The organism is Desulfomonilaceae bacterium (assembly GCA_041662605.1).
Taxonomy (GTDB): Bacteria; Desulfobacterota; Desulfomonilia; order Desulfomonilales; family Desulfomonilaceae; genus CAJBEZ01.
Window position 1 is genome coordinate 1 of sequence record JBAZSD010000016.1, and the last position, 23799, is coordinate 23799.

Consider the following 23799-nt stretch of genomic DNA (forward strand, 5'->3'; position numbering starts at 1 on the left):
AGTCGAGCGTCTATATCTGTTTGAGCCTGGATAAACGGAAAGATGAATTTGAACGTGGAGCCCATCCCCTCGCCCTCGCTCTCAACCCAGATGCGGCCGCCGTGAAGCTCAACGAGTTTGCGAACCAGGGCTAATCCAAGACCGGAGCCCTGTTCCTGTCGTGAAAAGGATGAGTCCAACTGCTCGAACGCCTGAAATATTCGCTTTTGATCATCCGGTTTCACTCCGACGCCTGTATCCGAAACGCTAATCAGAATCTCTTTCCCCAGTATTTTGGCTTCCAGTTGAATTGTCCCCCCTGATGGGGTGAACTTTGCCGCATTGGATAGCAGGTTCATTACGATCTGCTTGAGTCGCACATCATCAGCCTGAATCTGTCCTTCATAAAGCTGCTCAGACACTTTCAGATCAACGTTCAACCCTCTTTTCACGGCTGTTTCCCTGATCATGATCAGGCAGTGTCCCAGCAATGCGCTCAAGTCAACAGGGGACATTCTAATTTCCATTTTCCCGGATTCGACCTTGGCAAGATCCAGTATGTCGTTGATGAGTCTCAGTAGATGACGTCCCGCAGCCGCAATCTCTATGACATATCCCAACTGCTTTTCGTTGAGTTTGCCGAACAACTGGTCCCCGAGAAGATCGGAGAAACCAATAACCGCTGTCAATGGCGTCCGCAATTCATGACTCATGTTCGTGAGAAACTCAGTCTTGGCTGCGCTTGCGGCCTCCGCCTGAACCCGAAGCTGGGACGCTACGGCCAGGGCAAGTTCCAGCTTACGGTTACTCATCTGTAACTCCCGTTCCGCCCGTTCGCGCTCGGCAATTTCCATCTCAAGCTCTTCATTCGCCTTCAGCAGTTTGTTTGTGCGCTCTTCCACTCTAAGTTCAAGTTCATCCCGAGCCCTCTTTAATTCCTCCTTGGCAAGTTTATGCTCCGTGATGTCCTGGAAGGAACCAACGACTTGTGGTTCTTCTCCCTCTTCCACTCGCATCAACCCGCGAACTTCTGTCCAAAGGTGTTTGCCGCCAATGGTTATGACTTCTGCTTCTACTGTGAATGGTTCACCCCGTTCTATGGTTTTGGTTATAGCATCCTTGAGGATGGGTCTATAAGGTGGGGTATAAAACTCCAGCCCTTCATCCAAACCTGGCTGGTACTCAGTTGGAGCTTCGATGATATCAAACACGCCCTGTGACCAGTGGAGGCTATCAGAGAATGGATTGGCTCTCCATCCCCCTGTGCGAGCTATTTTCTCAGATTGGCGCAGAAACCGTTCACTCTCACGAAGAGCATCTTCTGATTTTTTTCTTTCTGAGATATCCCGGGTTACCCCCTGAAAACCCATGAATTGTCCAGCGCTGTCGAAAGTCGGGTCCACTACTACTTCAGTCCATACAGTTATTCCGTCTTTCCGGATGTGTTCTACTACGAATACTTCTCTGTCTATTTCCTTGAGTTGCGCCAGTTTTGGCATTATTGCCGAATACCGGTCGCGAACAAGTTCCTGCGACGCTGGGGACAATAAATCCTTCACAGAGCGCCCCAGAAGCTCCTGAGGTTCATAGCCAAGAAGTCTTTTGATGGAAGTAGTGACGAACGTGAGGACCAGGTTTGGGGTAGTCTGCCAGACAACATCCTTCATGTTTTCTGTTATCAGGCGGTATTCTTCTTCGCTCCCCTGCTGCGTTTCCGTTGATGTCTTGTGCAGAAGGTTCTCTTCAGTAGTTTCCTGAGCTGTCATGGACTATATCCTTATTGTTGTTCCCACAGCAAGACAGGCGGCTCTTTCCAAACACTTACGGGGGGAAACATTATCGAGTTTAGCTTGTCCGGAGTCTCGACTCATTGTATTGTTTCGGACAATCCTCGTAAAGAAATTGTTTTTTTACCGATTCTTGTCCAGGTAGCCAGGTTTCTTAAGGCGCTAATGAAGATTGAGAACGATCAAATTATCGTCGGCGATATCACCATAGATGTCATCAAAAAGGACATCAAGAATCTTCGCCTAAGATTTTACCATCCCACCGGCAAAGTCCGAATTGCCGCTCCCTTGAAAATCAACGACGATACGATCAGATCGTTTTGCATTTCAAAACTTGGCTGGATCAAGAAACAGCAATTAAAGCGTGATGGTCGGGAAGACCAATCCAGGAGTGAGTTTGTATCGGGAGAAGGGCATTATTTTTTTGGAAAGCGACATTTATTGACAGTCTTTACCCGGAACGCGGCCCCACGAGCCGAATTGCATGGCGATACCTGTATTTATCTCCATGTTAGACCTGGGAGTACACTGGAGCAACGCGAAAAGGTAATGACAAAATGGTACCGTTTGAAACTACAAGAGAGCATCCCCCCCTTAATTGAAAAATGGCAAAGCGTGACAGGGGTTTCGGCGGACAACTGGCGGATAAAGAAAATGAAAACCCGGTGGGGCACTTGTAATCGAAAAGCCAGACGTATTTGGCTTAATCTTGAATTGGCTAAAAGACCCATGGATTGCCTGGAATTTATTATCGTACATGAATTGACGCATCTAATTGAGCGGCGTCACAACGACCGCTTTAAAGCCTATATGGACCATTTTATGCCTCTTTGGCGAGTTTACAGGGATGAACTGGATAACGTATCAATTCCAGTTTGAATCCTTTTGTTCTTTTTCGCGTCCTATTTTTCAAAATCTATGCTTGTTCGCCGTGAGAGCGATTTAGAATTCATGTCGGCGGATAAGCGTGGCGCTTTGAATGTATGAGATTAGTCTGGTTTAATTTGCAAATGATTAAAAGAGAGAACCAGAGTCATAAAGCAAAAATCTAATATCCGCATGTGCTTAGCGGTTCCTTCAGCCAATGATAGCAAGTGGTTGAGGTAAGGAGAAAATGGAAATGAGAACTATAGATCCAATATTTACGGCAGGCATAGCCGTTGTTGTAGTACTGGGAATGATTGTTCCGAACATTGCTCTCGCTGCGCCGGACTCACTGGTATCCACTCTTGGTCCCTTAGGAGGATCAGTTCTGCCTGTTTTCCATGGCGGCGGCCATGGTGGTGGGCATGGGGGAGGTTACGGTTTTCATAAAGGTTTTTATGGCCATGGTCGTGGATTCTATGGGGGTTGGGGATCGCCGGGCTATTACGTTGCCCCTGATGATTCCGGAACATATCAGAATGGAAACCAGACATGTGTTTGGAATGGATACAAATGGCGATGTTACGATCAATCAACTTCTTTTTAACCTGGATTCACTATTGTGGATACACTAGGACAAGAGGAAACATAAAAATATATGAACATTATGATTGGGCGGCAGTTTAAAGATGTGCTGCCGCCCTGCGAATTTCTTTTCGCTCGCCCAAGAACCATACTGAACTAGATTCAATGAAGACTCCCAAAAAAAATAACAAGACCGATCAATAATTATAGATTAAATTGACCCAGACGTTGGTCGTTATAAACGGCGCTACTGGACTAAACTCTTAAATCACCGAAGGAGGGCGACAATGAAAAGAAACATCTGCTTTCTGTTCTCTTTTTTGATCATCTTGCTATCTCTAGCCGGTCTTTCACAGGCCTCTGAACAGCAATTGATAGCTGATATCGTCTCGGCTCATGAAGCGGTAAAGACCATTCCCCTGCCATCATCAGTATTGGGAAATCTAACTGAGCAAAAAGCCTATGCTTTACAGAAGCAGATGGCTGACAAAGTTCTGAGCAAAGGCGACAAAATAGGTGGTTATAAAGCCGGCTTGACCTCAAGCGCCCTTCAGCAACGTTTCGGCCTTTCATCGCCTGTTTTCGGCCCGATGTTCAAAAGTGGGGAACTTGGCCCCGACGCGGTTGTGGATATCAAAAGTTTTACCAGACCGTTTATAGAGACTGAAATAGGTTATGTCGCAGGGGAAAAAATCGATCGGCCGGTCAAGGACGTAGATTCCCTCAAAAAAATGATCAAAGCGGTTTTCCCAGCTATCGAATTACCCGATATCAGGTTTGCGGAGATGAAAGATTTGAAAGGCGTAGATTTGATAGTCGACGCTGTTTCTTCCTCCAAGTATATCGTTGGTAAGCCGCTGCCAGTGGACAAGGTTTCGGTGGATAAGGTGAAGGTATCGCTGATGATGGACGGGAAAGTCGTGAACGAAGGAAAGGCTGCGGACGTCATGGGCGACCAATGGAAAGCGTTGCTCTGGCTTGTTAATGAAGCGACTGCCCACGGTTGGTCCATAGAACCGGGACAGGTTTTGATTACCGGGGCCATGGGAAACATGATTCCCGGAAAGCCGGGTAAATATGAGGGAGACTGGGGAGCGCTCGGGAAGCTTTCCTGGACTATGAAATAAATACTGTCATGGGCCGGCTCTTTCAAACCGGCCCCTACTTGTTCCTGTTTTCATTGGCGCCATCGGTATATTTGGCCAACGTCGGGAATGTCATAGACGGGCGTCGAGATACAATTCGAATCCAAATATGGGGGCGATGGTCCTGTTCGGGTTGGTTCCAAAATTGTTGGTCGAAGATGGATTGTCCCAGTTTGAGACAGACTTGTCCACGCAGGCGTAATTGAACCACTTCCCGGGCTGCCAATATGCCCCGCGAGCATAAAGGCGCCAATTTTCAAGTAGCTTCCAGACGATGCCCGCATTGAATTCCCAACCAAGATCCCTGTCTGGAATGGCAGGCGCTGGATAATCATAACTACCTGGTTGATTGAAGGCCACGTAACCGAATCGAGTATAAACAGAGAGAGTATTGTCATAGGTAGAATCAGGCTTGACGTAGCCCAAACCATATCCGTAAGAGGAACGATACGCCTTCATGACACTCGCCATTACATCCAGGTTGCTTGCGACCATGTAGTCGAGTCTGACTGCGGCCACATCTGAAGCGGACATGTCCCTGTACGAATTGACGCCCGCCATATAGTATTTACCCATGAGCACACTATACGGATAGAATACCGCATAAGCGCTCCTCTCGGGGTCCTGGATGAATGGTTGTTTATCTATGAGAATACCGTGTCTTCTGTCAGGGCCAGGCATGTGGGCAAACAGAAAACTCGCCTTTGCCGGACCTGAATAAGCGCCGAATTCCGCCATGTATCGCCACGATTCGATATAGGGAGGTAAATCATTCAAAAGAGGATCCATGTCATAATCAGGCCCGGGAAAACTCCCATCCTCCGCGTTTTGGTATTTTATCGTTCGATAATACCAATCAGCTTCCGTGTTAAAGAAAAGCCTTCCGTTGTTGAATTTCAAATACAACCAGCCTTCTGTAGCGCTCGTGTTACGTGGCGAATAGGACTTTCGCGCTGAAACTGACTGTTTCGATTCGGGACCTTCATGAAAAGCGAAATAGAAACCGCCCAGGCCAGTGTCAATGGTCCCCGCCGCATACCTTAAATACCCCAACACATGAGTCGATCGTGCGGCGTTTTGATCCTCGATATTCCAGTAATCCTTACCACCCAGTCGCCATGGGTAAAAACCCGCCCCAATTGTGAAAGGCCCCCAATAACTTTCCAACTGAAATATTTCCACTGTCCTGCGTCCACTTTCAAAAATCTCTTCGGCCGTTTCAGCGCTGCTGAATTGTAGCCCGAGCCCTTGCTGGAAGCCTCGCCTGCCGTAATAGAGTTTCCCAAGCGGGGTATCAACTGTAGCCCACAGCCTGGTCCAACGCCCGTAGGAAATAACATTCTCCAGATCGGGATCCTGTATGGCCGCCAGGTTGTTTGTGATATCGGAAGCTATCCTGTACGTGCCGCGGATCTCTACCGCCTTGTTGAGTTTCAACACAGGAAATATGGAAAAACGACTGAAAGAAGTTTCGGCAGTGGTTCCTGATATCATTTTCCTCTGAAACCATCCGTTGAGTGGCGCCAGGTCCCCTTTCCTGAAACTATTATCTATATTGAAAGCGCCGAAGAATCCATTAGAACCGGCCTGAGAAGCGTAGACATAGCGAAAACTCAACAGGGCTGACTCAATGTTGAATTCCCAGGCCAGGCACAAACTGGGAACACACAGAAGCGATGAAGTGATGAGCGCTCTAAAGAGATGAAGAGTTTTTCTCACAAAAACCCCAGATTGAGACCGGACGAGTTTCAATAAATTAGAATTGATTCCAAATATACACGAAAAGACTTTTTATTCTATGATAGAGTGACTAAAGCGACGTCATGCTGGTGAAATGGTCGTTCATACATGGTCGCGCTGAGATTCGTCGCATGTCCAAAAACTTGTTTACTGGTAAGAAATTAAAGTCTATCATTTATTCAAAATCGGAATCAAAAACATTTGGTGTTTTTTGGCATACCAATTGCTAATCAAATAAGGGGGCTATCGGAGAAATGAATAGAGGTAATAACGCTGACTTCGTATTCTGGTTCCGGGCGTCCCCGGTGATTTCTTTCCTGGCAGGGAGGTAAAATATGCTGGTCAAAGACTGGATGAGTACAAAAGTGGTAACTATAAATGCGAACGATTCAATGCAGCAAGCTATAAATTTATTGATGGAACATGATGTCAGCATGATGCCGGTTCTTGAAGATGGCAAACTGGTCGGTATTGTTACGGATCGCGATATCAAGCGGGCGTCGCCTTCCGACGCTGTCATGCTCGATATTCAGAGGATCCTGTATCTGTTGTCAAAACTCGAAGTGGGCGCCATCATGAGCAGGCATCCCGTGACCTTATCCATGGACCTGACCATGGAAGAGGCGGCGGAGATATTACTCAATCACAAAATTTCCGGGGCTCCCGTTGTGGACGCAACTGGTGAACTTAAAGGAATAATTACCAAGAGTGACATGTTTAGGGCCTTGATGTCTTTGAGCGGTCTCGCACACAGAGGCGTTCTTTTCGGATTTATTTTGGAAGATAAACCTGGATCGATCAAGGAAGTTACTGATGTGATTCGAAGTTACAACGCCCGACTGGTAAGCATTCTGAGTTCATACGACATGGCCCCGGAAGGCTATCGCCAAGTCTACATACGGGCGTTTAACATTGACCGTGAAAAACTTGGTAGCCTTACCGAAGAATTGAAACAGAAAGCTAAAATGCTGTACATGGTTGATCATAAGGAAAATGTTAGAGAGATCTATTACTAGAATTAATGTTCTTGACTGGGTTCCAACAACCCGTCTTTCGCCAATTCGGAGATACCCATGAAGGAAAGAATCCATTTGGCTCTTGGTGATTTGACCAGGTTTTCGGTCGACGCGATTGTGAACGCTGCAAACAATAGTCTTTTGGGCGGAGGGGGAGTAGACGGAGCTATACATCGGGCTTTGGGCCCCCAATTGGTCGATGAGTGCAGGACTTTGGGAGGTTGCGAAACCGGGGACGCAAAAATCACCAGGGGTTATAATTTACCAGCCCGTCATGTGATTCACACTGTCGGGCCCATCTATCGTGGAGGGGGGTCAGGAGAAGCCGAAAAGCTGAGGAGCTGTTACCGGAGATGTTTTGAGGTGGCGGCGCAAAATGGCCTCCACTCTCTGGCTTTCCCTTCTATAAGCACAGGGGTTTATAGCTATCCAATAAATGAGGCTTGTGAAATCGCTCTGCAAACATCCATGGACCAACTGAAACGCTTCCCTGAGATCGAACGAGCTGTTTTCGTATCATTCTCAGGTCGCGATCTAATGGTATACGCAAAACAACTTGCGGGTCTTTAGCGGCCCAGGCCCGGAATCTCTGGGATTTTACGATTCGTTTTTATTGTGGCCACATTTGAACGCTGACAAAAATCATCACACCGAACGCGGCTATAATTGCGCCTGATATCTTGTTGAGCACGAGGATGCCGGTCGTGTCAAGTTTGCCATGGCAAAAGCTTACCATGCCACTCAATATGACCCACCACAGGCATGATCCGCTGAAAACTCCCAATACCAACGTCGCAGTCGAATAGTATTCCCCAGGAATGACGACAACACCCGCCGCGGCGAAAATGGCGGCAAAGGACAGAATAGTTAGTGGGTTGGTCAGCGTCAGGAAGAGAGTTGATAGATAGTCGTGAAGTATGTTCTCTTCGGCGCCTTTGGTAGCTCTTTCCCTTGGTTTTGAGAAAAAGATCCTGCCCCCCAGATAGCAAAGGAAAGCCCCTCCCATCAATCGAAGAACAATTGAATGTCTAACAAGAAAATTGGATAAAAGTGTTATTCCGAAACCGGCAATAGCTCCATAGATAGCGTCGGCGGTCGCTGCTCCCAGTCCCGAGACCAAACCGACCATCCTGCCTCGGGTCAAAGTCCTCCTGATGAGCAACAGTCCGATCGGGCCGACGGGAATAGCAAGAGAGAAACCTATTATCAGGCCGTTAATATAGTAATTTACGGGCATAAACTGTCGGGCTCATGAAAACAGAACACCCGGGCCCTTATAGACATCCTATTTTTCGTAAAAAGCGAAGAAATCCTTGGCGTACCCTTGATCATAGCGCTTCATGGTGTATTGAAGCTGTTCCGGCGAGAGTCTGTCTCGTTTAACTATTTTGTTGTTTTCATCTCTGAAATAAAAATTGCACACTATGTTGTGAATATTTGCGTCACCATGAATAGCCCTTTTGCATCCTGCAAGGACAAGGGCCTTGGCCATGTCTTTCGTGCTGATATGGTGCCCCATGGCAAACACAAGATTCCCGTCGTCTCTTATGCCGAAAGCCGTTCTATTCGCCAGAAACCAAAACTCCTTGTTCATCGTACTGCCGCCGTCATTGTCAATCAGAAATCCACCAAGGCCTATTTCTGAATCAGTCGGCTTACCGTTTTTAACTACCTGATTGACGACATTGCCGTCTTTAACGATCAGGTGTCGCAACTGGCGGGCGTCCTTAACAATAGAAACAGGAATGTCATTGGTCCATTCGAGCACGTCTACTGAGTCATCATTATACACGACAAGTGTGGCCATTCCCGGCACCATCGGGTATACGACACGGCCCCTAAATATGGCCCCCGCGCCTCTGGCATGTTGTTGCATCCACATTGCGTTTGTGATTGCGACTATTCTTGATAGAGACTCCCGTGGCGCAGTATCTGAAACCTGATATATGCCGGGCTCTGTTTGCCCTATAAAGAGCCTGGTTTTGAGACGGCTAATATCGAAGACCGCCATGTAAACCACCGCATTGGGGAACTCGATACTCGGGCGATATACCGTCTTGTAAATTAAAGGCTTTCCGTCTGACCCGGCAGGTGTGTCGGCGCTTAACCAAACACCTTCTCCGTCAATCTTGGGTGAAGTGTACAAAGGAGGAATATTTTCAAGGGTTTTGATCCCCATGCCGGCAAGTTGCAGTTCCTCCCTCATCGGACTGGTAAAACTCTGTTCTACTTCATTGCTGAAATCCTGATCGTCCAGCCTGGCGTTAAGTTTATTTTCTTTTTGTTCCGGAACACCGTTGAGGACCGCTTCCAGCCAGTCTGGTAGCGGCGCGTACTCAAATAGCGCTTTTTCCAGATTCTTGTCGTTTTCTTGTAGGTGGTTATCAGCCACGTCTTCGGTAGAAACTGGTGATTCGTTAGCGGAAACTAACGAAGCCCCAAGAATACAAAACATCACCACGAGAAATGTTGGTTTCAGAAACATAAACAAACGATTACCCACCATTTCACTCCCTTCGGATTAATTACTAAAAGAATGTTCCCTCAATTAAACACAATTTATAAATGATCAATCTTATTATATCAAGATGACCCGAAAAATTCAATCTGCAAAGGCGACTCGACGCTCAGAAATCTGTTCTCGCCGGTCGGTCTATTCTAACTAACCAATAGGAATCAAGGTATATTTCGATCAAACTAATCTTAGCCCATGACGAATCATTTGACGAAACAACCTCTCTCTGTCGATCGGTTGAAGCATATTATTATATCCGGCTGTGTCAAGCAATTTTCGACGATTCATTCAAAGGCCTCGCCCTCTCGATGTTGAAAATAGCTTATTAAAGTGTTAGAGCGTTGACGAACAGAGGAAAAATAATCGAAAAATTGTTTCCTGGAGAGGCGCAAAAAATGACCGACGTTTCATATCGAGCAGACTGGGGGAAGTAGATGGCCTCAAATTGTGTAAGCTCGAACCTGGTGGAAAATCCCGGTATCGATAACATGAATTTTATGGATCTAAGTCAAGTCATCGAAATTATAGAGCCCCTCCGCGTAAAAGGCGCCGGATTCGGACCAATTTCAGGAGTCTCCATCGATACCCGCAAGCCAATGGGCGCGAATCATATATTCTGGGCGATAAAAGGGCCCCATTTTAGCGGCGTTGACTTCGCTCTTGACGCTCTAAAATCAGGAGTCAAAGCTGCGGTTGTGGATCGACCGGACCTTTTCGAAAAAGAAATACCACGAAATTCTACTCTTATAGAAGTCACGGATACTCTGGAGGCTCTTCAGAAGTTGGCGGCGTTTCATCGCGCGCAGTTTGACATCCCTGTTATAGGGATTACAGGCAGCAACGGCAAAACGCTGGTTAAAGAAATGCTTGCAGCGATACTCTGTTTGGACCGTAAGACCTACCGATCTCCACTGTCCTATAACACCCAGATAGGAGCGGCTCTAGCTCTTTTAGGAATCAGACCGGAACATGAAGTCGCCATAATTGAAGCGGGAATCAGTCTTCCAGGTGAAATGGAAAAGCTGGAGCGTATGATAAAGCCTGATCATGGGTTGCTGACAGTGATCAGCAAAGCTCATATAGGTGGATTGGGCAGCCTTGAAAACACACTGGAACAAAAAATACAACTGTTCAAGAACCTGACAAGCGATTCTTTCCTGATCCTAAATTCCGATGACCCCCTTAGCATGACCTACATGAATCGATCAAAAGCCAGGATCGTAACGTTTGGTTTTGCCGAAAACGCGGATGTCAGAGCCATAGACGCTATCCCTGCCCCTGAAAAGGGGCATTATTTCAAGATGAAAATCTTTGATCGCGTAGTTGACATATCTCTGCCAGTGGCTGGGCAATTTAATATTGTCAACGCCCTCGCCGCCGCGGCCGCCGGGAAAATGCTGGGCGCTTCGGTGACGAATATAAAGAAGGGTTTGGAAGATTTTCGACCATCTCCGATGAGGCTGGAAATTCATACTACGGTTACCGGCATCACTCTAATCAATGACACGTACAATTCGGACCCGGCCTCCATGAAAGGCGCTATTGACGCTTTGACCAAGGTCGGTCAGGGAAGACGCAAGATAGCGATACTCAGTGAAATGTTGGATCTGGGCCTTCATAGCAGGGAGGAGCATATCGCTGTAGGAGCGGATGTGGCGAGAGCCGGCATAGACCACCTCATAACAGTGGGCGAAAATGCGAAGCTTATCGGGCGGGCCGCTTCGAGTGAAGGTTTTAACCCGGCGAATATATCGCATGCCCGAACACACAGCGAGGCGGCGCGGGAGCTTGAAAAGGTCATGAATCGTGGGGATGTGGTCCTGTTTAAAGGATCACGATGGTTTCGGCTGGAACGTCTTGCCCGCGAACTTGTAGGGTCAATAGGACCGACACGTCTAGTTGTGAACCTGGACGCCATAGCTTCTAACATTAAAAAGATACGGGCCATTGTGGGCGATTTTGTAGAAATAATGTCGGTAGTCAAGAGTTTTGGGTATGGAAATGATTCAATTAGAACCTCAAAGATCGCTCTTGAAAATGGCGTGACTTACCTGGCTGTGGCTTTCCCGGATGAGGGGGCCACTTTGCGGGAAAACAGGATAGACGCTCCAATCCTTGTGTTCAACGTTTTGCCCGAGGAAGCCGACAAGATAATGCGTTACCGGCTGAGTTCAGTTATTCCGTCGCTAGAACTCGCCGAGGCCCTAAACACGGCCGCCAAAGGACGTTCCAAGGTACCGGTTCACTTGAAGATTGACACTGGTATGGGGCGTTCCGGGGTTTGGCACGAAGAAGCTTTGCCCTTTATTCAAAAGGTTTTTGAGATGGAAAACCTTATGGTTGAAGGAATCATGACCCACTTCTCGAGCGCTGACGACCCTGATTCGGATTGTTACACCATGACGCAAGTATCCGCTTTCGATGAAGTTCTGAACCAGGCTCATACAGCGGGTTACTCTTTCAGATATGTTCACGCGGCCAATACCTCGGCTTTGGTAAGATTCCCCCAGACACGCTATAATATGGTGAGACCAGGTTTGGCCATTTACGGGATGTATCCGTCCGAATGTGTTAGCAGGATCATAGATCTGGACCAGGTCATTACATTCTCAACCAAGATCGCGCAGATCAAACTCCACCCGGCCGGCAGATGCATTTCATACAATCGTCGCTTTGTTACCTGTCAGGGCTCCCGTATTGCGACGATTCAGGTTGGATACAACGATGGTTATCCCCGGTTCCAATCAAATCGTGGCCAGGTTTTGGTCAGAGGCCAACGCGTTCCTGTTGTCGGCACTGTCTGCATGGATACACTGATGCTGGATGTCACAAACATACCCGAAGCGTCGGTGGGAGATGAAGTTGTGCTTATAGGTCGTCAGGAAAACGAGGAGATCCTGCCTGACGAGATAGCCGCCAACGGTGGCACTATTAATTATGAAATCGTATGCAAGATTTCGCCTCGGGTTACCCGAATTTTTGTTCAGAGTTAATTTCAGTCAAACATGATCTTTATCTCACATCAGACAGCAAGATAAACGCAAGGTTTTATAATGGGACGGATATTGTATGGAGTCATGGGCGACGCGGGCGGACATGTCATGGAAGCCCTGACTTTAGCCACACAAATGCCTCAACACGAATTCCTTTTCCTGGGAGGGGGAAAAGTTACGAGTCTTCGAGAGAGCGGTTATTGCGTGGAGCCTTTGCCCATGTTATCCACTTTTTATAGAAATAATAAGGTAGATATTATAGCCACGGCAAGTAACGCTGTGAGAACCATTCTTGCCAGTCGAAGGATTCGTCAAAGAGTAAAGGATATTATTGAAGACTATGATCCGGACCTAATCCTTACAAATTATGAGTATTTCACACCTATAGCGGCTTTGAGCATGAATCGATCATGCGTCAGCCTCGATCATCAGCATGTTCTCACGCACTGCATATATGATCCACCTTCCCGGGAAAGGCTCAATCGATTCATGACGCGCTCTTCCGTGAGGTATCTCTATAGTAACTGTTCCAAATTCCTGATAGTTTCATTCTTTGATCTGCCCCCTGTTAATCCCGAAACGACTGCTGTCTTCGCCCCAATTGTTCGCAGCGCCGTTAAAAAAACAATTTCCAGGGATGGGGAGCATGTCCTCGTTTATCAGACTTCCCCAACCTTCCATAAGCTCTTTCCGGTCCTAAAAGAGATAGATACTCCGTTTCTGATTTACGGTTTTGGAGCAAAGCCTCCTGACAAGAATCTGTTTTTTAAAGCTTATTCAGCGGATGGTTTTGTGGAAGACCTGGCAAGCTCACGCTATGTAATTGTCAACGGGGGGCACAACGTCATCTGCGAAGCGCTTCATTTCGGGAAACCAGTGCTGTCATTTCCTATCGCGGACGCGTATGAACAATTCTTAAACGCATATTTTGTGGCACAATATGGTTTTGGACAATTTTCGACCTCATTAAATTTTTCCAAATATCTTTTTGAAGCCTTTGAGTCCGGAATCAACGAATTCACGTTAAACATAACCAATCGTCACAATGCAGGAAATGATGGGCTGGTTGCGCTCCTGGAACAAATGGTCACTTGCGGGGAATCCAGGACTGATGGCCGTTCGTCGTTGAGTCGATATAAGTATTTATTGCAACAATGATCAGGGATTTATTTTGGATTTTTTGAGAATAGATTCAAAATGTTGTAATCTACAAACACGTTGACCTCATCAATGTTGTGTATCGGATTTGAAATGTGGGAGGTTTCTTATGGTTACGTTTGGTAAATGGGGCAGGCTCATTCCCCTTTCTCGGGCCGGCATGCCTTATTTGACTTTCAGGAAGGTTTTCAATTTTCTTCGATGTGAGACAGAATGTTTTTTCCGTGTAGCAAGACCAAAATCCATGCCCTATTCCGCCGTGATAGAGCCTACCAATATATGTAATCTGCAATGTCCATATTGTCCGACAGGAGCCGGGAGGGATAGCGGAAGAAAAAAAACCATGCTCGATGTCTCTCTCGCAGAGTCATTCATAGACAAACTGGCTCCATATCTTCTAAGCGCGAATTTTTACAATTGGGGAGAGCCGCTGTTGCACCCCAAAATAGAAACGCTGGTGCGCATTTGTCACGAACGAAATGTATTTACATCTCTTTCAACCAATCTCAACATTAAGGATTTGGACGTTCTGGAAAGGGTTTGCAAGGCAGGCCTGGATCACATGGTAGTGAGCTGCAGCGGGGCGTCTCAAGAAGTCTATGAGACGTATCATCGTGGTGGACAGTTGGATAGGATCACTGCTGGTCTTAAATTTCTGGCCGATTTCAAGAAACGAACCGGAACCTGGTTACCCATGGTCGAATTGCATTACATTTTGTTCAAACACAATCAGCATGAAGTTCAGGCAGCCAGGAAAATTGCCCAGGATTTGGGTGTAACAGCGTTCAGAATTATGGACGGCTCAGGACCAGAAGAGGCGCTTGTAGGCGCGCGTGATGACCCTAAGTACATTTTGTCCGACGTCAAACATTGCCATCAATTGTGGCATTTGATCGTGTTGAACGCAGATGGCGGAATCACACCCTGCTATTACCTTTATTTTAAGGAAGATGATTTCGCTAATATCGCTACCGATGACATAAAAAAAATTCGCAACAACAGACCTTATGTCTTGGCGAGGAAGCTTTTTGATTCTGCGGCGGTCGGTGATTTAAACACCGATCTTGTTCACACGTGTCTGAAATGTGAAAAAGTGCACCAGCAGAAACACTTGAAAGAATATTTGCAGTTAAACCCGAATGCGAAACAGAGCCATCGAACAGGTGGCGCATAATTCCGCCAAGAAACCGGCTGATTAGTGAGGATTTCAGGGGCCTCTATACAAAACTTCCAAGGGGTCCCGGAGACAATGGCTTTGGGGTATATCTGACAGCCTTAAGGCTTATGATTGTTGTTTTCAGACAATAAGTCCTTGAGAGCCTTTCTCGCTAGCTGGTCCGCGAGTTCGTTTTCCGGATGACCAATGTGGCCTCGTACCCACGACCACTGAACCTTATGTCTCGAGTTCAGGTGATCCAGCTTTTTCCACAGATCGTCATTTTTCACCGGGGCATTTTGAGAAGTCTTCCAGTTTCGGACTTTCCAGCTCTTTAGCCATTCAGTGATTCCCAGCATAAGGTATTTTGAATCTGTGGCCAATCTTATCGAGCACGGCCTTTTCAGGGCTTCCAGAGCTTTAATGGCCGCTGTCAACTCCATCCGGTTATTAGTGGTATCAGGATCCGCTCCTGATAAAATCTTCTCGTGCTCTCCGAAGCGTAAAATAGCGGCCCATCCACCTGGGCCGGGATTGCCTTTGCACGCTCCATCGGTGAAAATCTCCACAATTGAGTTTGAAGAGGAATCCCCCACACTCGGCTCCTTTTGGGTTCCTAACATGAGATCAATTTTACATGAACTTTTCTGGTTCGAGGCCCATCGAACTCACAGAAAAATACTCCCTGCCATACACCCAAAACAAGCTTTGAATCGGAAATAATGATCTGGACTGAAGAACCCATCAAAGAAGCTTTTATATGAGCGTCCGAATTTCCTTCCGCATGCCGGTACATTGTTTCACAAGGGATCAATTGGGACAATTTGTTGTTGAGATCAGAAACCACATCAGGGTCCGCGGCTTCATTAATGGTGATCCCAGCCGTAGTGTGAGGCACATACACCATGGCTATTCCGTCTGTTAGGCCTCTTTTCTCTACGATTCGCCTGATATCCGAAGTAATATCTACAAACTGTATGCGTGATGATGTCTTGACAGTAATTGTATCCATATTCAGTCGCTTTCTGTTGATTCATCCGAGAAAAATAGCGCTTCAGCAAACTGTCTTGCGTTGAAATCCCGAAGATCATCCATTTTTTCGCCGATGCCTATGAATCTGATTGGAATCTTCAACTCTTTCGATATCCCCACTACTACACCACCTTTTGAGGTGCCATCCAGTTTGGTCAATGCCACCCCTGTTACAGGTATGGCTTCATTGAAAGTTCTGGCCTGAAGAATCGCGTTCTGGCCCATGGATGAGTCTATGACCAAAAGAGTTTCGTGGGGTGAGCTTGGTATCTTCTTGCCCAGGATCCTGCGTACCTTTTTCAATTCCTCCATTAGTGGAACCCTGGTGTGAAGACGGCCGGCGGTATCGACCAGAACAAGCTCAAAATCCTCTTTAATTGCGCGTTCTATGGCCTCAAAGGCTACTGATGACGGGTCGGCTTGCGGCTTTCCTTTAACGACTTCGCAGCCGATTCTGTCTCCCCATATCTGTAATTGTTCCACTGCGGCGGCTCGAAATGTATCACCAGCTACCATCATCACTTTCCGGTTAGCCGCTTTATGTCTTGCGGCCATTTTGGCTATGGTGGTTGTCTTTCCAGAGCCATTTACACCAATTACCATTACGACAAAAGGCTCGGTCCCGTAACCGACTCTCAGGGGGGCCTCCACTTCTTCGAGAGATTCCCTTATCATTTCCTTTATGTGCCTGATAACCTTTTGAGGATCGTCAATCTCTCGTCTCTTGACCCTTTCCGTGACTTTATCCAACAGTTCGTAGGAAGTCTGCACGCCTATATCGGCTCTGACCAGCGCCTCTTCAAGGCTGTTCAGCGTTTTCTCGTCAAGTTCTCTTTTACCGAGGAAGATTTCATCCAGATTTTTTAAAAAACCCTTCCTGGTCTTGGTTAAACCGGTCTTTAAACGAACGAATTCTTTGGCTTCTTCCTCTTCCTTTGAAAGTTCTTCAGGAACTTCTTCCTTAGAATCTTCAAGAGAATCAAATGCTTCTATTTCTTTAGGTTCTGTTTCCGGTTCTTTTAGTATCGCGTCTTCGATGACGACTTCTTCCGCTTTGTTCTCTTCAAAACGGTTACGTTTGAATAAGCGACCAAAAATTCCTGTTTTCTTTTTTTCCTCAGACATATCAGGTTTCTCTCTGGGGTGATCAGGCGGTTCCACCGATGGTCAACCATGTTTCAGGTTTGTCCGGCGTCCCTATTCTTAAAGTTGGTTGCGCGTCCGATACCGGGGCTCCTTGCCCGTCTTTTCCGCATGTGCCTATGGAAAATCCGAGATCATTGCCGACCATGTCAATGTCCATCAACGCTCTAGGACCGTTTCCTACCAGGGTAGCTCCACGTACCGGATCTCCCTGACGGCCATTTTCAATCAGGTATCCCTCTGCCACTTCAAAAACGAAATCGCCATTGACTGTGTTTACCTCTCCTCCACCCATTTTCCTTACCAGGAGACCAACCGGTGTGGATCCTAGGATTTCTCCCGGATTCGTGTTTGAAGGAGCTATATATGTATTCGACATCCTGGGGATGGGCTTGTGTCGGTATGATTCCCTTCTCCCGTTTCCGGTCGGCGCGGCGTTCTGTTTGAAGGCGCTTAATCTGTCATACATAAATCCCTTCAAATAGCCATTTTCGATCAATAGGTTGGGACGTGATTCAACACCCTCATCATCAAACGGGTATGAGCCTCTTCTGTTGGGCATGGTTGGGTCGTCAATCACGCTGACGAAATCAGAGGCTATTTTTCTACCCATAGAGCCGGCGTAAACACTCATGTTCTCACCGACCAAATCAGCTTCGAGGCCATGGCCCACCGCCTCGTGTATCATCGTTCCCCCGGCCTCACTCTCCAGAACCACCGGCATCCGTCCTGAAGGAGCTTCCCGCGCATGTAACATAGTTAGCGCTCTTCCAGCGGAAATATTCGCAATTTTTGCGATCATGTCATCAACAAAGAGTTCCATCCCGACTTGACCACCGGCCGACTCGTATCCCGTCTGGAGAATATCCCCTGAACGCGCCGTAACATGGGTTATGAACACAAGGCCCTTCCTGGGGTAATCGATTACTGCGCCATCCGAATTTACCTGTACCACTCTCCTGTTTTCATCAGAAAAAACACACCTGACCTGAATAACTTCAGGGCCATGTGACCTGGCTACTTCATCAGCCTGTTTAAGCAGGCCAATCTTCTCAGCAATGCCTGCAGCAGCGGGATCAACCTGAATGTCTGAAACAGGCTTTCTACTGTTAACTGAAAAAACAACATCATTATCCTTGGGACTCAGCATCGAAGCTTCGTGAATAACCCTTGCCAGATCGTCCACCGCTTCCATGTCGACTCTTGTCGAAAAACCATAGTAAGTGGCGTGATTCCTGATTACTCTTATGCCGAGCCCTGAATCAATTCCCTGCCTTACCCGGTCCACCCTGCCGTTTTCGAAAACTATCGTTGAACCTGTTTTCTCTTCAAAGAACGCGTCTACAAAATGGACTCCCTGGTTGCAAGCGAGTTTTTTCACAATTTTTTTCAGGTATTCAATGTCTGGATGCATCTGGACAGCGCCTTTCCTGTTCCATTCGAGGTTCAGATTCCTGAGCCGATACCGAATTGGATGTTAGCATCACCGCCCGAGAAAATACAGCGCCGTGAAGACATTATAGTTAATGTTAATTATTTAAAATTAATTGAACTATATGATTTATTTTTATATAATCTATATTAATACTAATGGAGGTCGTGATGTTCAAGACAGCGCCAAAGCCCAGTTTTCTAGTTTCTGCGGAACTCCACTCTAGAATAAGAATGTCTTGCGCCGCTATCAATGAAACTGACAGTCGAATACTGGATGTACGACCTGTCAGGCATAGCTCCAAACATAAAGATGAGTCTAAAACAGTCAGCCGTGATTTCGCGTGCTGTTTCGTGGCTCACTAAGCCCTCGTCAGTCACTTCAATAGATTGCATGATGGTTTTCAGAAAAACAGAGCAAGGTTGGGAGTCTTTACGATCACTGAGAAGATCCGTATTCGGCCATAACATATGTTCATTTGTTGTTTGTGCGCTGACTTCCATCATACTGGTTTTTCTATGTCCATTGCCGGCGCCGGCCTCTCAGAGTTCATCAGATTCCAAAACATTTCATTCGTCCTGTAATGAGCTACAACGACTTCTTGGATCCTCTAGTCCGCACCAGGAAGCCATCAAGAAATTAGCGCTAAAATTTGTTGACTTACAAAAATCCGAAAAGGGTTCCATCAAATCTTCCTGCCAGTTCTTCGCCGGCAAAGCCTTCCTCAGCCTCTACAAGGTCTCCAAGAATAGGGAGAGCCTCAATCATTGTATAATCCATTTAAATCAATACAAAAAATCCCGGCACAATTCAGAACATTATAAGGAAGCCCTTTTTGAGTTAAAAGAAGCATACCTGCTCAAGAGGAGAGACAAGTCTTCTAAGGTCCCCAAAGTATCTTTAACCAAGTCTCCATTAAAAACTGATCTCGACAATCAGAAAAGGAGTAGTCCTCCCAATTCGTCCGGATCCTTGATCGATAGTCAAGATGTTGGGAATCCAGGCCCCAAGGTCTCTCCAATGGGACCGCAGAACGGTGATTCAGAAAATCTTTGCGATCGTCCCCCTTTGAATCAAGTGGGCAACCCATTCTTCCGTCCTGACCCAAACATCGTCGAACCTCATCCTGGAGCGATTAATCTCAAGAGCGCTTCGATAGCCCCTCCCTCTATCTCCGACGCTGAGCCTGCAAAGGCTCTTCCTGAGCCCGTTCATCATAGAAAAGGCCCGGTCATCGTAATTGATCCCGGTCACGGCGGCAAGGATCCCGGCGCTGTTTCCACGGACAAAAAAGTTGCTGAGAAAGATGTCACTCTTGAGATCTCGAAGCTCCTCAAAAAGAGAGTCGAAAAGGCATACCCCCATGTTTCGGTACATTTGACTCGAGATGAAGACACATTTCTTAGCCTTAAGGAAAGGGCGAAAATAGCCAATTCTCTGGACGCGGAGGTTTTCATTTCCGTTCATTGTAATGGGTCGGACTTCAAATCCGCATCGGGTCCTGAGATCTTTTATCTGAGCAAATCGAGTTCTCGTGGCGCAATGAGGGCGGCGGCAAGGGAAAATGGGGTTTCGTTGAGCAAGATGTCAGATCTCGAAGCCACATTGATTGATTTGTTAACCAATTCTAAAAAGACTGAATCAACTAGGCTGGCGCAGGTCGTCCATGATTCTCTGGTGGTCTCTGACGCCACTCAAGGCGCCCGGATCAAAGACCGTGGGGTCAAACAGGCCCCGTTTTACGTCCTGATAGGCGCTACCATGCCGGCAATCCTGGTAGAATGTGGTTTTGTCAACAATCTGGCTCAAAAAGACAGAGCCGCAAGACAGGTTTTTTCAAACTCGGTCTCTTCAAAACTTGCCAAGGGTGTCATTGAATATCTGAAAAATCTTCCGCCGAACGCGCCCTGATAGAGTTATCTGCACCGGCCATGAAACAGCGTCACCCTAAATGGAAACTTTTGGATCATCCCGCTGACATTAGAATTGAGATTTACGGGAAAGCGCTCGAAGAGTTGTTCCTCAACGCGGCTGACGGGTTAAGCAAGTTGTTGACCGGCTCAATCAAAGTTTCAGACTCACAAATTGAAAAGATATTAGCTCTGGAATCCGATTCATTTGATAATCTCCTGGTCGATTGGCTTAGAGAGATCCTTTTTCTTTTCAATTCAGAACGATTTATTTTGCGTAAAGCGTCTCTGAAAATTTCTGAAGGTATTTCACTGGAGTCTACTTTGTTTGGTTCTATCCTGGACCCATACCTTCAACTCGAGGATGGCCTCGAAATAAAGGGTGTCACCTATCATGGCTTGCTTCTGGAGGAAGTTTTGGAAGGTTTTGTAGCGCAAGTGATTTTTGATATCTGACGTTTTGAGCGAAAAGAGCGTGGCTTATGAGAACTACGGGCTTAACCAGAGAAAAGCCTTATAGGGTCAGACGTATCGACGAAGTCCGATGGGAAATACCCAGGGTTGGGGGCATGAGAGTTCCCGGACTAATATATTCCGATTCCAGGCTCTTTCCTGATGTTGAAAAGGATAACAGTTGTGATCAGGTCTATAATGTCGCTCATCTGCCAGGGATAGTTTCACGGTCCATTGCATTGCCGGACATACACTGGGGTTACGGTTTCCCCATAGGCGGAGTTGCGGCTTTTGACATGGATGAAGGGGTCGTCTCGCCCGGAGGAGTCGGATACGACATTAATTGTGGCGTTAGACTGGCCACAACAAAACTCTCCAAAGCTGATGTCCTGCCAGGGTTGAAGGACCTTATAGACTCTCTCTACTCTAATATTCCTTGTGGGCTGGGCTCAAGAGGAGCAATTGTCCTCAATAAGAAGGCTATGTCCGAGGTTACCCGATCAGGAGCTAGCTGGGCGATCAAACAGGGAATGGGCGACGAATCCGATCTTGACCGCATCGAGGATCATGGGGCGATTGAGGGAGCTGAATCAGCCTCTATAAGTGATCGCTCGTTTGAAAGAGGAAAGGACCAGCTCGGAACTTTAGGGTCAGGAAACCATTTTTTGGAGATCGGGTTTATCTCCGACATCTTTGAACCCGATATAGCTGAGTCCTGGGGCCTAACCGTGGGGCAGATAACTCTTATGGTTCACAGTGGTTCCAGAGGATTCGGTTACCAGGTTTGCGATGAATTCCTTGCGAGAATGGTCAAAATGGTCGCAAAGGACAAGATTGATCTGCCCGACAAGCAACTTGCCTGCGCGCGTTTAAACACGCCACTTGCTCGTGAATATCTATCCTCCATGGCCGCGGCGGCTAACTTCGCTTTCGCCAACCGTCAAATTCTGATGAGTTTAGCGCAAGACTCCTGGCAGCGTTCCATGGGACTTGCTCCACGTGAACTTGGGCTCAAATTATTATATGACGTTTGTCACAACATAGCCAAATTTGAAACTCATACTGTAGACGGTCGAACATCGAGACTACTAGTCCATCGAAAGGGAGCTACCAGAGCCTTACCCCCATCGCATCATCTACTTCCTCCAATTTTTAGACATACCGGTCAACCGGTTTTAATACCGGGCGATATGGGCCGAGCGTCTTATGTGCTTGTGGGAGCCGAGGGATCCATGAAACAGACTTTTGGCTCCGCTTGCCATGGCGCAGGAAGGGTACTTTCCAGAAATGAAGCTCTCAGAAGGACAAAAGGGCGCTCCATAGAGAGAGAACTCGAGGAAAAGGAAATTTACGCTCGTTCTGCAGGCAGAAAAACAATGCGTGAGGAATTTCCTGAGGCGTACAAGGATGTGAGCGCTGTGGTAGAAGTCGTGCAAATAGCGGGTTTGGCGAAAAGGGTCGCCCGAATCAAGCCGATGGGAGTCATCAAAGGCTGAACCCAATGTGGTTGCTGATTGACTGAACATCTACCGTCTTCTAAATATTAATTCAGCTCTTTATATCGCCGCTTCGACGTGATGATTACCCATTTTGGTTACTATTTTGTAGCGGCCCGACCAAAAACAGGGCTTTCAGGCACAAATGAGTACATTACAGTGACGATCGCCAGCAACACAGCGCCGGCAAACCAGATGAGCCTGAAGTCTTTGACGCCGCTGAGCTGATTCATATCCCCCTGCACAAACAGCCCCAAAACCTGAGTCATTAGAGCCGCTCCCAGGATCGTGAAAAGATTCACCGCTGTCATAGCCTGCGCGGTAATAGAGGAAGGGACGAGTTCCTTTATATGAGCGTATGAAATCTGCCCGGGCGCCGCGAGCAAACCCATAAAGAAGAATGTGGTTTTTATGATCCAGGAATCGACATGGTCCGGCCAGAAGAATACAGACAGCGTAAGAGCGACAGATAGAGAAAAAGTTGCAACAACCACTTTCTTCCTGGACCGAAAAATTCTGTCACTCAAAAACCCAAAGAAAGGCAAACCGATCATGTATCCAAATCCGAGAAAGAGGAGCGTATCCGCTGCGGCGATTTGATTCATCCCCACACCGTATATTAGGAAGGGAGTCGCCCACAAACCTTGAATCGCTACGAAATACCCGTACCTGACAAAATTCCCGAGGCTGATGGCCCAATACCCGTACATACGAGCTATGGCATTGAAGCCTTGCAGAAGATTTCTACTTTTTGGCGTCCGCTTGACGTAACCGGGTGGATAATTTTTTATTATCAGGATGAAAGAGATTATTATAAGGGCGTTCACTAGTGTGAAAACTAGAAAACACGATCGCCATCCTAACCAACCGTTCATCAGGGCCAGAGGTGTTGCGGCGAAAAGGTTACCGATCACACCAATAGCGACAAGTGAACTGCCTAAAGAAGCGAACCTGTCGGGTGGAAACCAGACAGCAAGCAAAGCCAGTACAAGCATTAAATTGCCGCCCATGCCAATACCCAGCAGAAATCTTCCCAGAAGTAGGTGTTCATAGGATTGCCCAAAGGCAAAGATAAATCCGCCTGCAATAGCGGGCGCTCCCAGAAGAATTAAGCCTCCACGGGCTCCAATGTGGTCTATCGCCAGACCAAGGGGTAGTTGGCAAAGGGCGAAGCCGTAGAAAAAGGCGGCCGACAAATCGCTTAGTTGAGAGGCGTCAAATCTTAGATCGCTAATCAGTGATGGCGATATCACCGCCAAAGAAACCCGATAGAACATTGACATTATGAAATTTATGGACCCCACGACAAAAATCGCCCAACGTCTGTAGCTGCCTGGGGCAGGATCTGGAAAATAACTCATTCAACAGCTCCGGGAAATAACCACAGATCCTTTC

20 protein-coding genes are annotated in these 23799 nt (G+C 47.1%); 11 read left to right on the plus strand and 9 right to left on the minus strand.

Going from position 1 to position 23799, the window contains the following annotated elements; all coding sequences use genetic code 11:
* On the minus strand, nucleotides 1–1745 hold a 1745-nt coding region (locus tag WC647_12800; GenBank protein ID MFA6223185.1), incomplete at its 3' end, for a PAS domain S-box protein.
* Nucleotides 1746–1829: 84 nt separating this feature from the next.
* On the opposite strand from WC647_12800, the gene WC647_12805 reads away from it, so the two are divergent.
* The 3 genes from WC647_12805 (at nucleotide 1830) to WC647_12815 (ending at nucleotide 4342) form a co-directional block, all read left to right on the plus strand.
* On the plus strand, nucleotides 1830–2645 hold the full coding sequence (locus tag WC647_12805; GenBank protein ID MFA6223186.1) for a SprT family zinc-dependent metalloprotease: 816 nt from the start codon (nucleotides 1830–1832) through the stop codon (nucleotides 2643–2645).
* A gap of 241 nt (nucleotides 2646–2886) precedes the next feature.
* Nucleotides 2887–3237, plus strand: a complete 351-nt coding sequence (locus WC647_12810; protein MFA6223187.1) for a hypothetical protein — start codon at nucleotides 2887–2889, stop codon at nucleotides 3235–3237.
* Between the two features lie 265 nt (nucleotides 3238–3502).
* Complete coding sequence (locus tag WC647_12815; protein ID MFA6223188.1) at nucleotides 3503–4342, plus strand: hypothetical protein; 840 nt, start codon at nucleotides 3503–3505, stop codon at nucleotides 4340–4342.
* A 90-nt stretch (nucleotides 4343–4432) separates the two neighbouring features.
* Here the strand turns inward: WC647_12815 and WC647_12820 are convergent, their stop codons facing one another.
* Entirely contained in the window at nucleotides 4433–6079 is a 1647-nt protein-coding gene (locus WC647_12820) for a hypothetical protein (GenBank protein ID MFA6223189.1), read from the minus strand.
* Nucleotides 6080–6435: 356 nt separating this feature from the next.
* Here WC647_12820 and WC647_12825 point away from each other — a divergent pair, with 356 nt between their 5' ends.
* Both WC647_12825 and WC647_12830 read left to right on the plus strand, forming a co-directional pair.
* Nucleotides 6436–7116 (plus strand): CBS and ACT domain-containing protein, encoded by a 681-nt coding sequence (locus tag WC647_12825; protein MFA6223190.1) that lies wholly within the window; start codon nucleotides 6436–6438, stop codon nucleotides 7114–7116.
* A gap of 57 nt (nucleotides 7117–7173) precedes the next feature.
* Nucleotides 7174–7686: an O-acetyl-ADP-ribose deacetylase gene (locus WC647_12830; protein ID MFA6223191.1), complete on the plus strand. Its 513-nt coding sequence runs from the start codon at nucleotides 7174–7176 to the stop codon at nucleotides 7684–7686.
* A 40-nt stretch (nucleotides 7687–7726) separates the two neighbouring features.
* Here the strand turns inward: WC647_12830 and WC647_12835 are convergent, their stop codons facing one another.
* Entirely contained in the window at nucleotides 7727–8353 is a 627-nt protein-coding gene (locus WC647_12835) for a LysE family transporter (GenBank protein MFA6223192.1), read from the minus strand.
* 48 nt (nucleotides 8354–8401) lie between these two features.
* Nucleotides 8402–9622: a phosphodiester glycosidase family protein gene (locus WC647_12840; GenBank protein MFA6223193.1), complete on the minus strand. Its 1221-nt coding sequence runs from the start codon at nucleotides 9620–9622 to the stop codon at nucleotides 8402–8404.
* A 443-nt stretch (nucleotides 9623–10065) separates the two neighbouring features.
* On the opposite strand from WC647_12840, the gene alr reads away from it, so the two are divergent.
* From alr to WC647_12855, 3 genes are all read left to right on the plus strand, one after another.
* Entirely contained in the window at nucleotides 10066–12624 is a 2559-nt protein-coding gene (gene alr, locus WC647_12845) for an alanine racemase (GenBank protein ID MFA6223194.1), read from the plus strand.
* A gap of 60 nt (nucleotides 12625–12684) precedes the next feature.
* Nucleotides 12685–13782, plus strand: coding sequence for a glycosyltransferase family protein (locus WC647_12850; protein MFA6223195.1), 1098 nt, complete (start codon nucleotides 12685–12687; stop codon nucleotides 13780–13782).
* Nucleotides 13783–13891: 109 nt separating this feature from the next.
* Nucleotides 13892–14956 carry a radical SAM/SPASM domain-containing protein gene (locus WC647_12855; protein ID MFA6223196.1) on the plus strand — a complete coding sequence of 355 codons (1065 nt, stop codon included), beginning with the start codon at nucleotides 13892–13894 and terminating at the stop codon, nucleotides 14954–14956.
* A gap of 101 nt (nucleotides 14957–15057) precedes the next feature.
* On the opposite strand, the gene rnhA is transcribed toward WC647_12855, so the two are convergent.
* Genes rnhA through WC647_12875 form a run of 4 tightly spaced genes read right to left on the minus strand, consistent with a single transcriptional unit; the run spans nucleotide 15058 to nucleotide 18527 of the window.
* Nucleotides 15058–15534 carry a ribonuclease HI gene (gene rnhA, locus WC647_12860; protein MFA6223197.1) on the minus strand — a complete coding sequence of 159 codons (477 nt, stop codon included), beginning with the start codon at nucleotides 15532–15534 and terminating at the stop codon, nucleotides 15058–15060.
* Nucleotides 15535–15554: 20 nt separating this feature from the next.
* The gene (locus WC647_12865) at nucleotides 15555–15950 is read right to left on the minus strand and encodes a secondary thiamine-phosphate synthase enzyme YjbQ (GenBank protein MFA6223198.1); all 396 of its coding nucleotides are present in this window, start codon (nucleotides 15948–15950) and stop codon (nucleotides 15555–15557) included.
* Nucleotides 15951–15952: 2 nt separating this feature from the next.
* Complete coding sequence (ftsY, locus tag WC647_12870; GenBank protein ID MFA6223199.1) at nucleotides 15953–17095, minus strand: signal recognition particle-docking protein FtsY; 1143 nt, start codon at nucleotides 17093–17095, stop codon at nucleotides 15953–15955.
* A gap of 22 nt (nucleotides 17096–17117) precedes the next feature.
* Nucleotides 17118–18527, minus strand: a complete 1410-nt coding sequence (locus WC647_12875) for a TldD/PmbA family protein (protein ID MFA6223200.1) — start codon at nucleotides 18525–18527, stop codon at nucleotides 17118–17120.
* Nucleotides 18528–18797: 270 nt separating this feature from the next.
* On the opposite strand from WC647_12875, the gene WC647_12880 reads away from it, so the two are divergent.
* From WC647_12880 to WC647_12890, 3 genes are read left to right on the plus strand one after another with little or no spacing between them, the layout of a single operon-like run.
* Nucleotides 18798–20456, plus strand: coding sequence for an N-acetylmuramoyl-L-alanine amidase (locus WC647_12880; protein MFA6223201.1), 1659 nt, complete (start codon nucleotides 18798–18800; stop codon nucleotides 20454–20456).
* Nucleotides 20457–20476: 20 nt separating this feature from the next.
* The gene (locus WC647_12885) at nucleotides 20477–20911 is read left to right on the plus strand and encodes an archease (protein ID MFA6223202.1); all 435 of its coding nucleotides are present in this window, start codon (nucleotides 20477–20479) and stop codon (nucleotides 20909–20911) included.
* 26 nt (nucleotides 20912–20937) lie between these two features.
* Entirely contained in the window at nucleotides 20938–22404 is a 1467-nt protein-coding gene (locus WC647_12890) for an RtcB family protein (protein MFA6223203.1), read from the plus strand.
* Between the two features lie 101 nt (nucleotides 22405–22505).
* Here WC647_12890 and WC647_12895 read toward each other — a convergent pair whose 3' ends face one another.
* A complete protein-coding gene (locus tag WC647_12895) occupies nucleotides 22506–23765 on the minus strand; it encodes an MFS transporter (GenBank protein ID MFA6223204.1) in 1260 nt (419 codons plus the stop codon).
* Nucleotides 23766–23799: the final 34 nt, after the last annotated feature.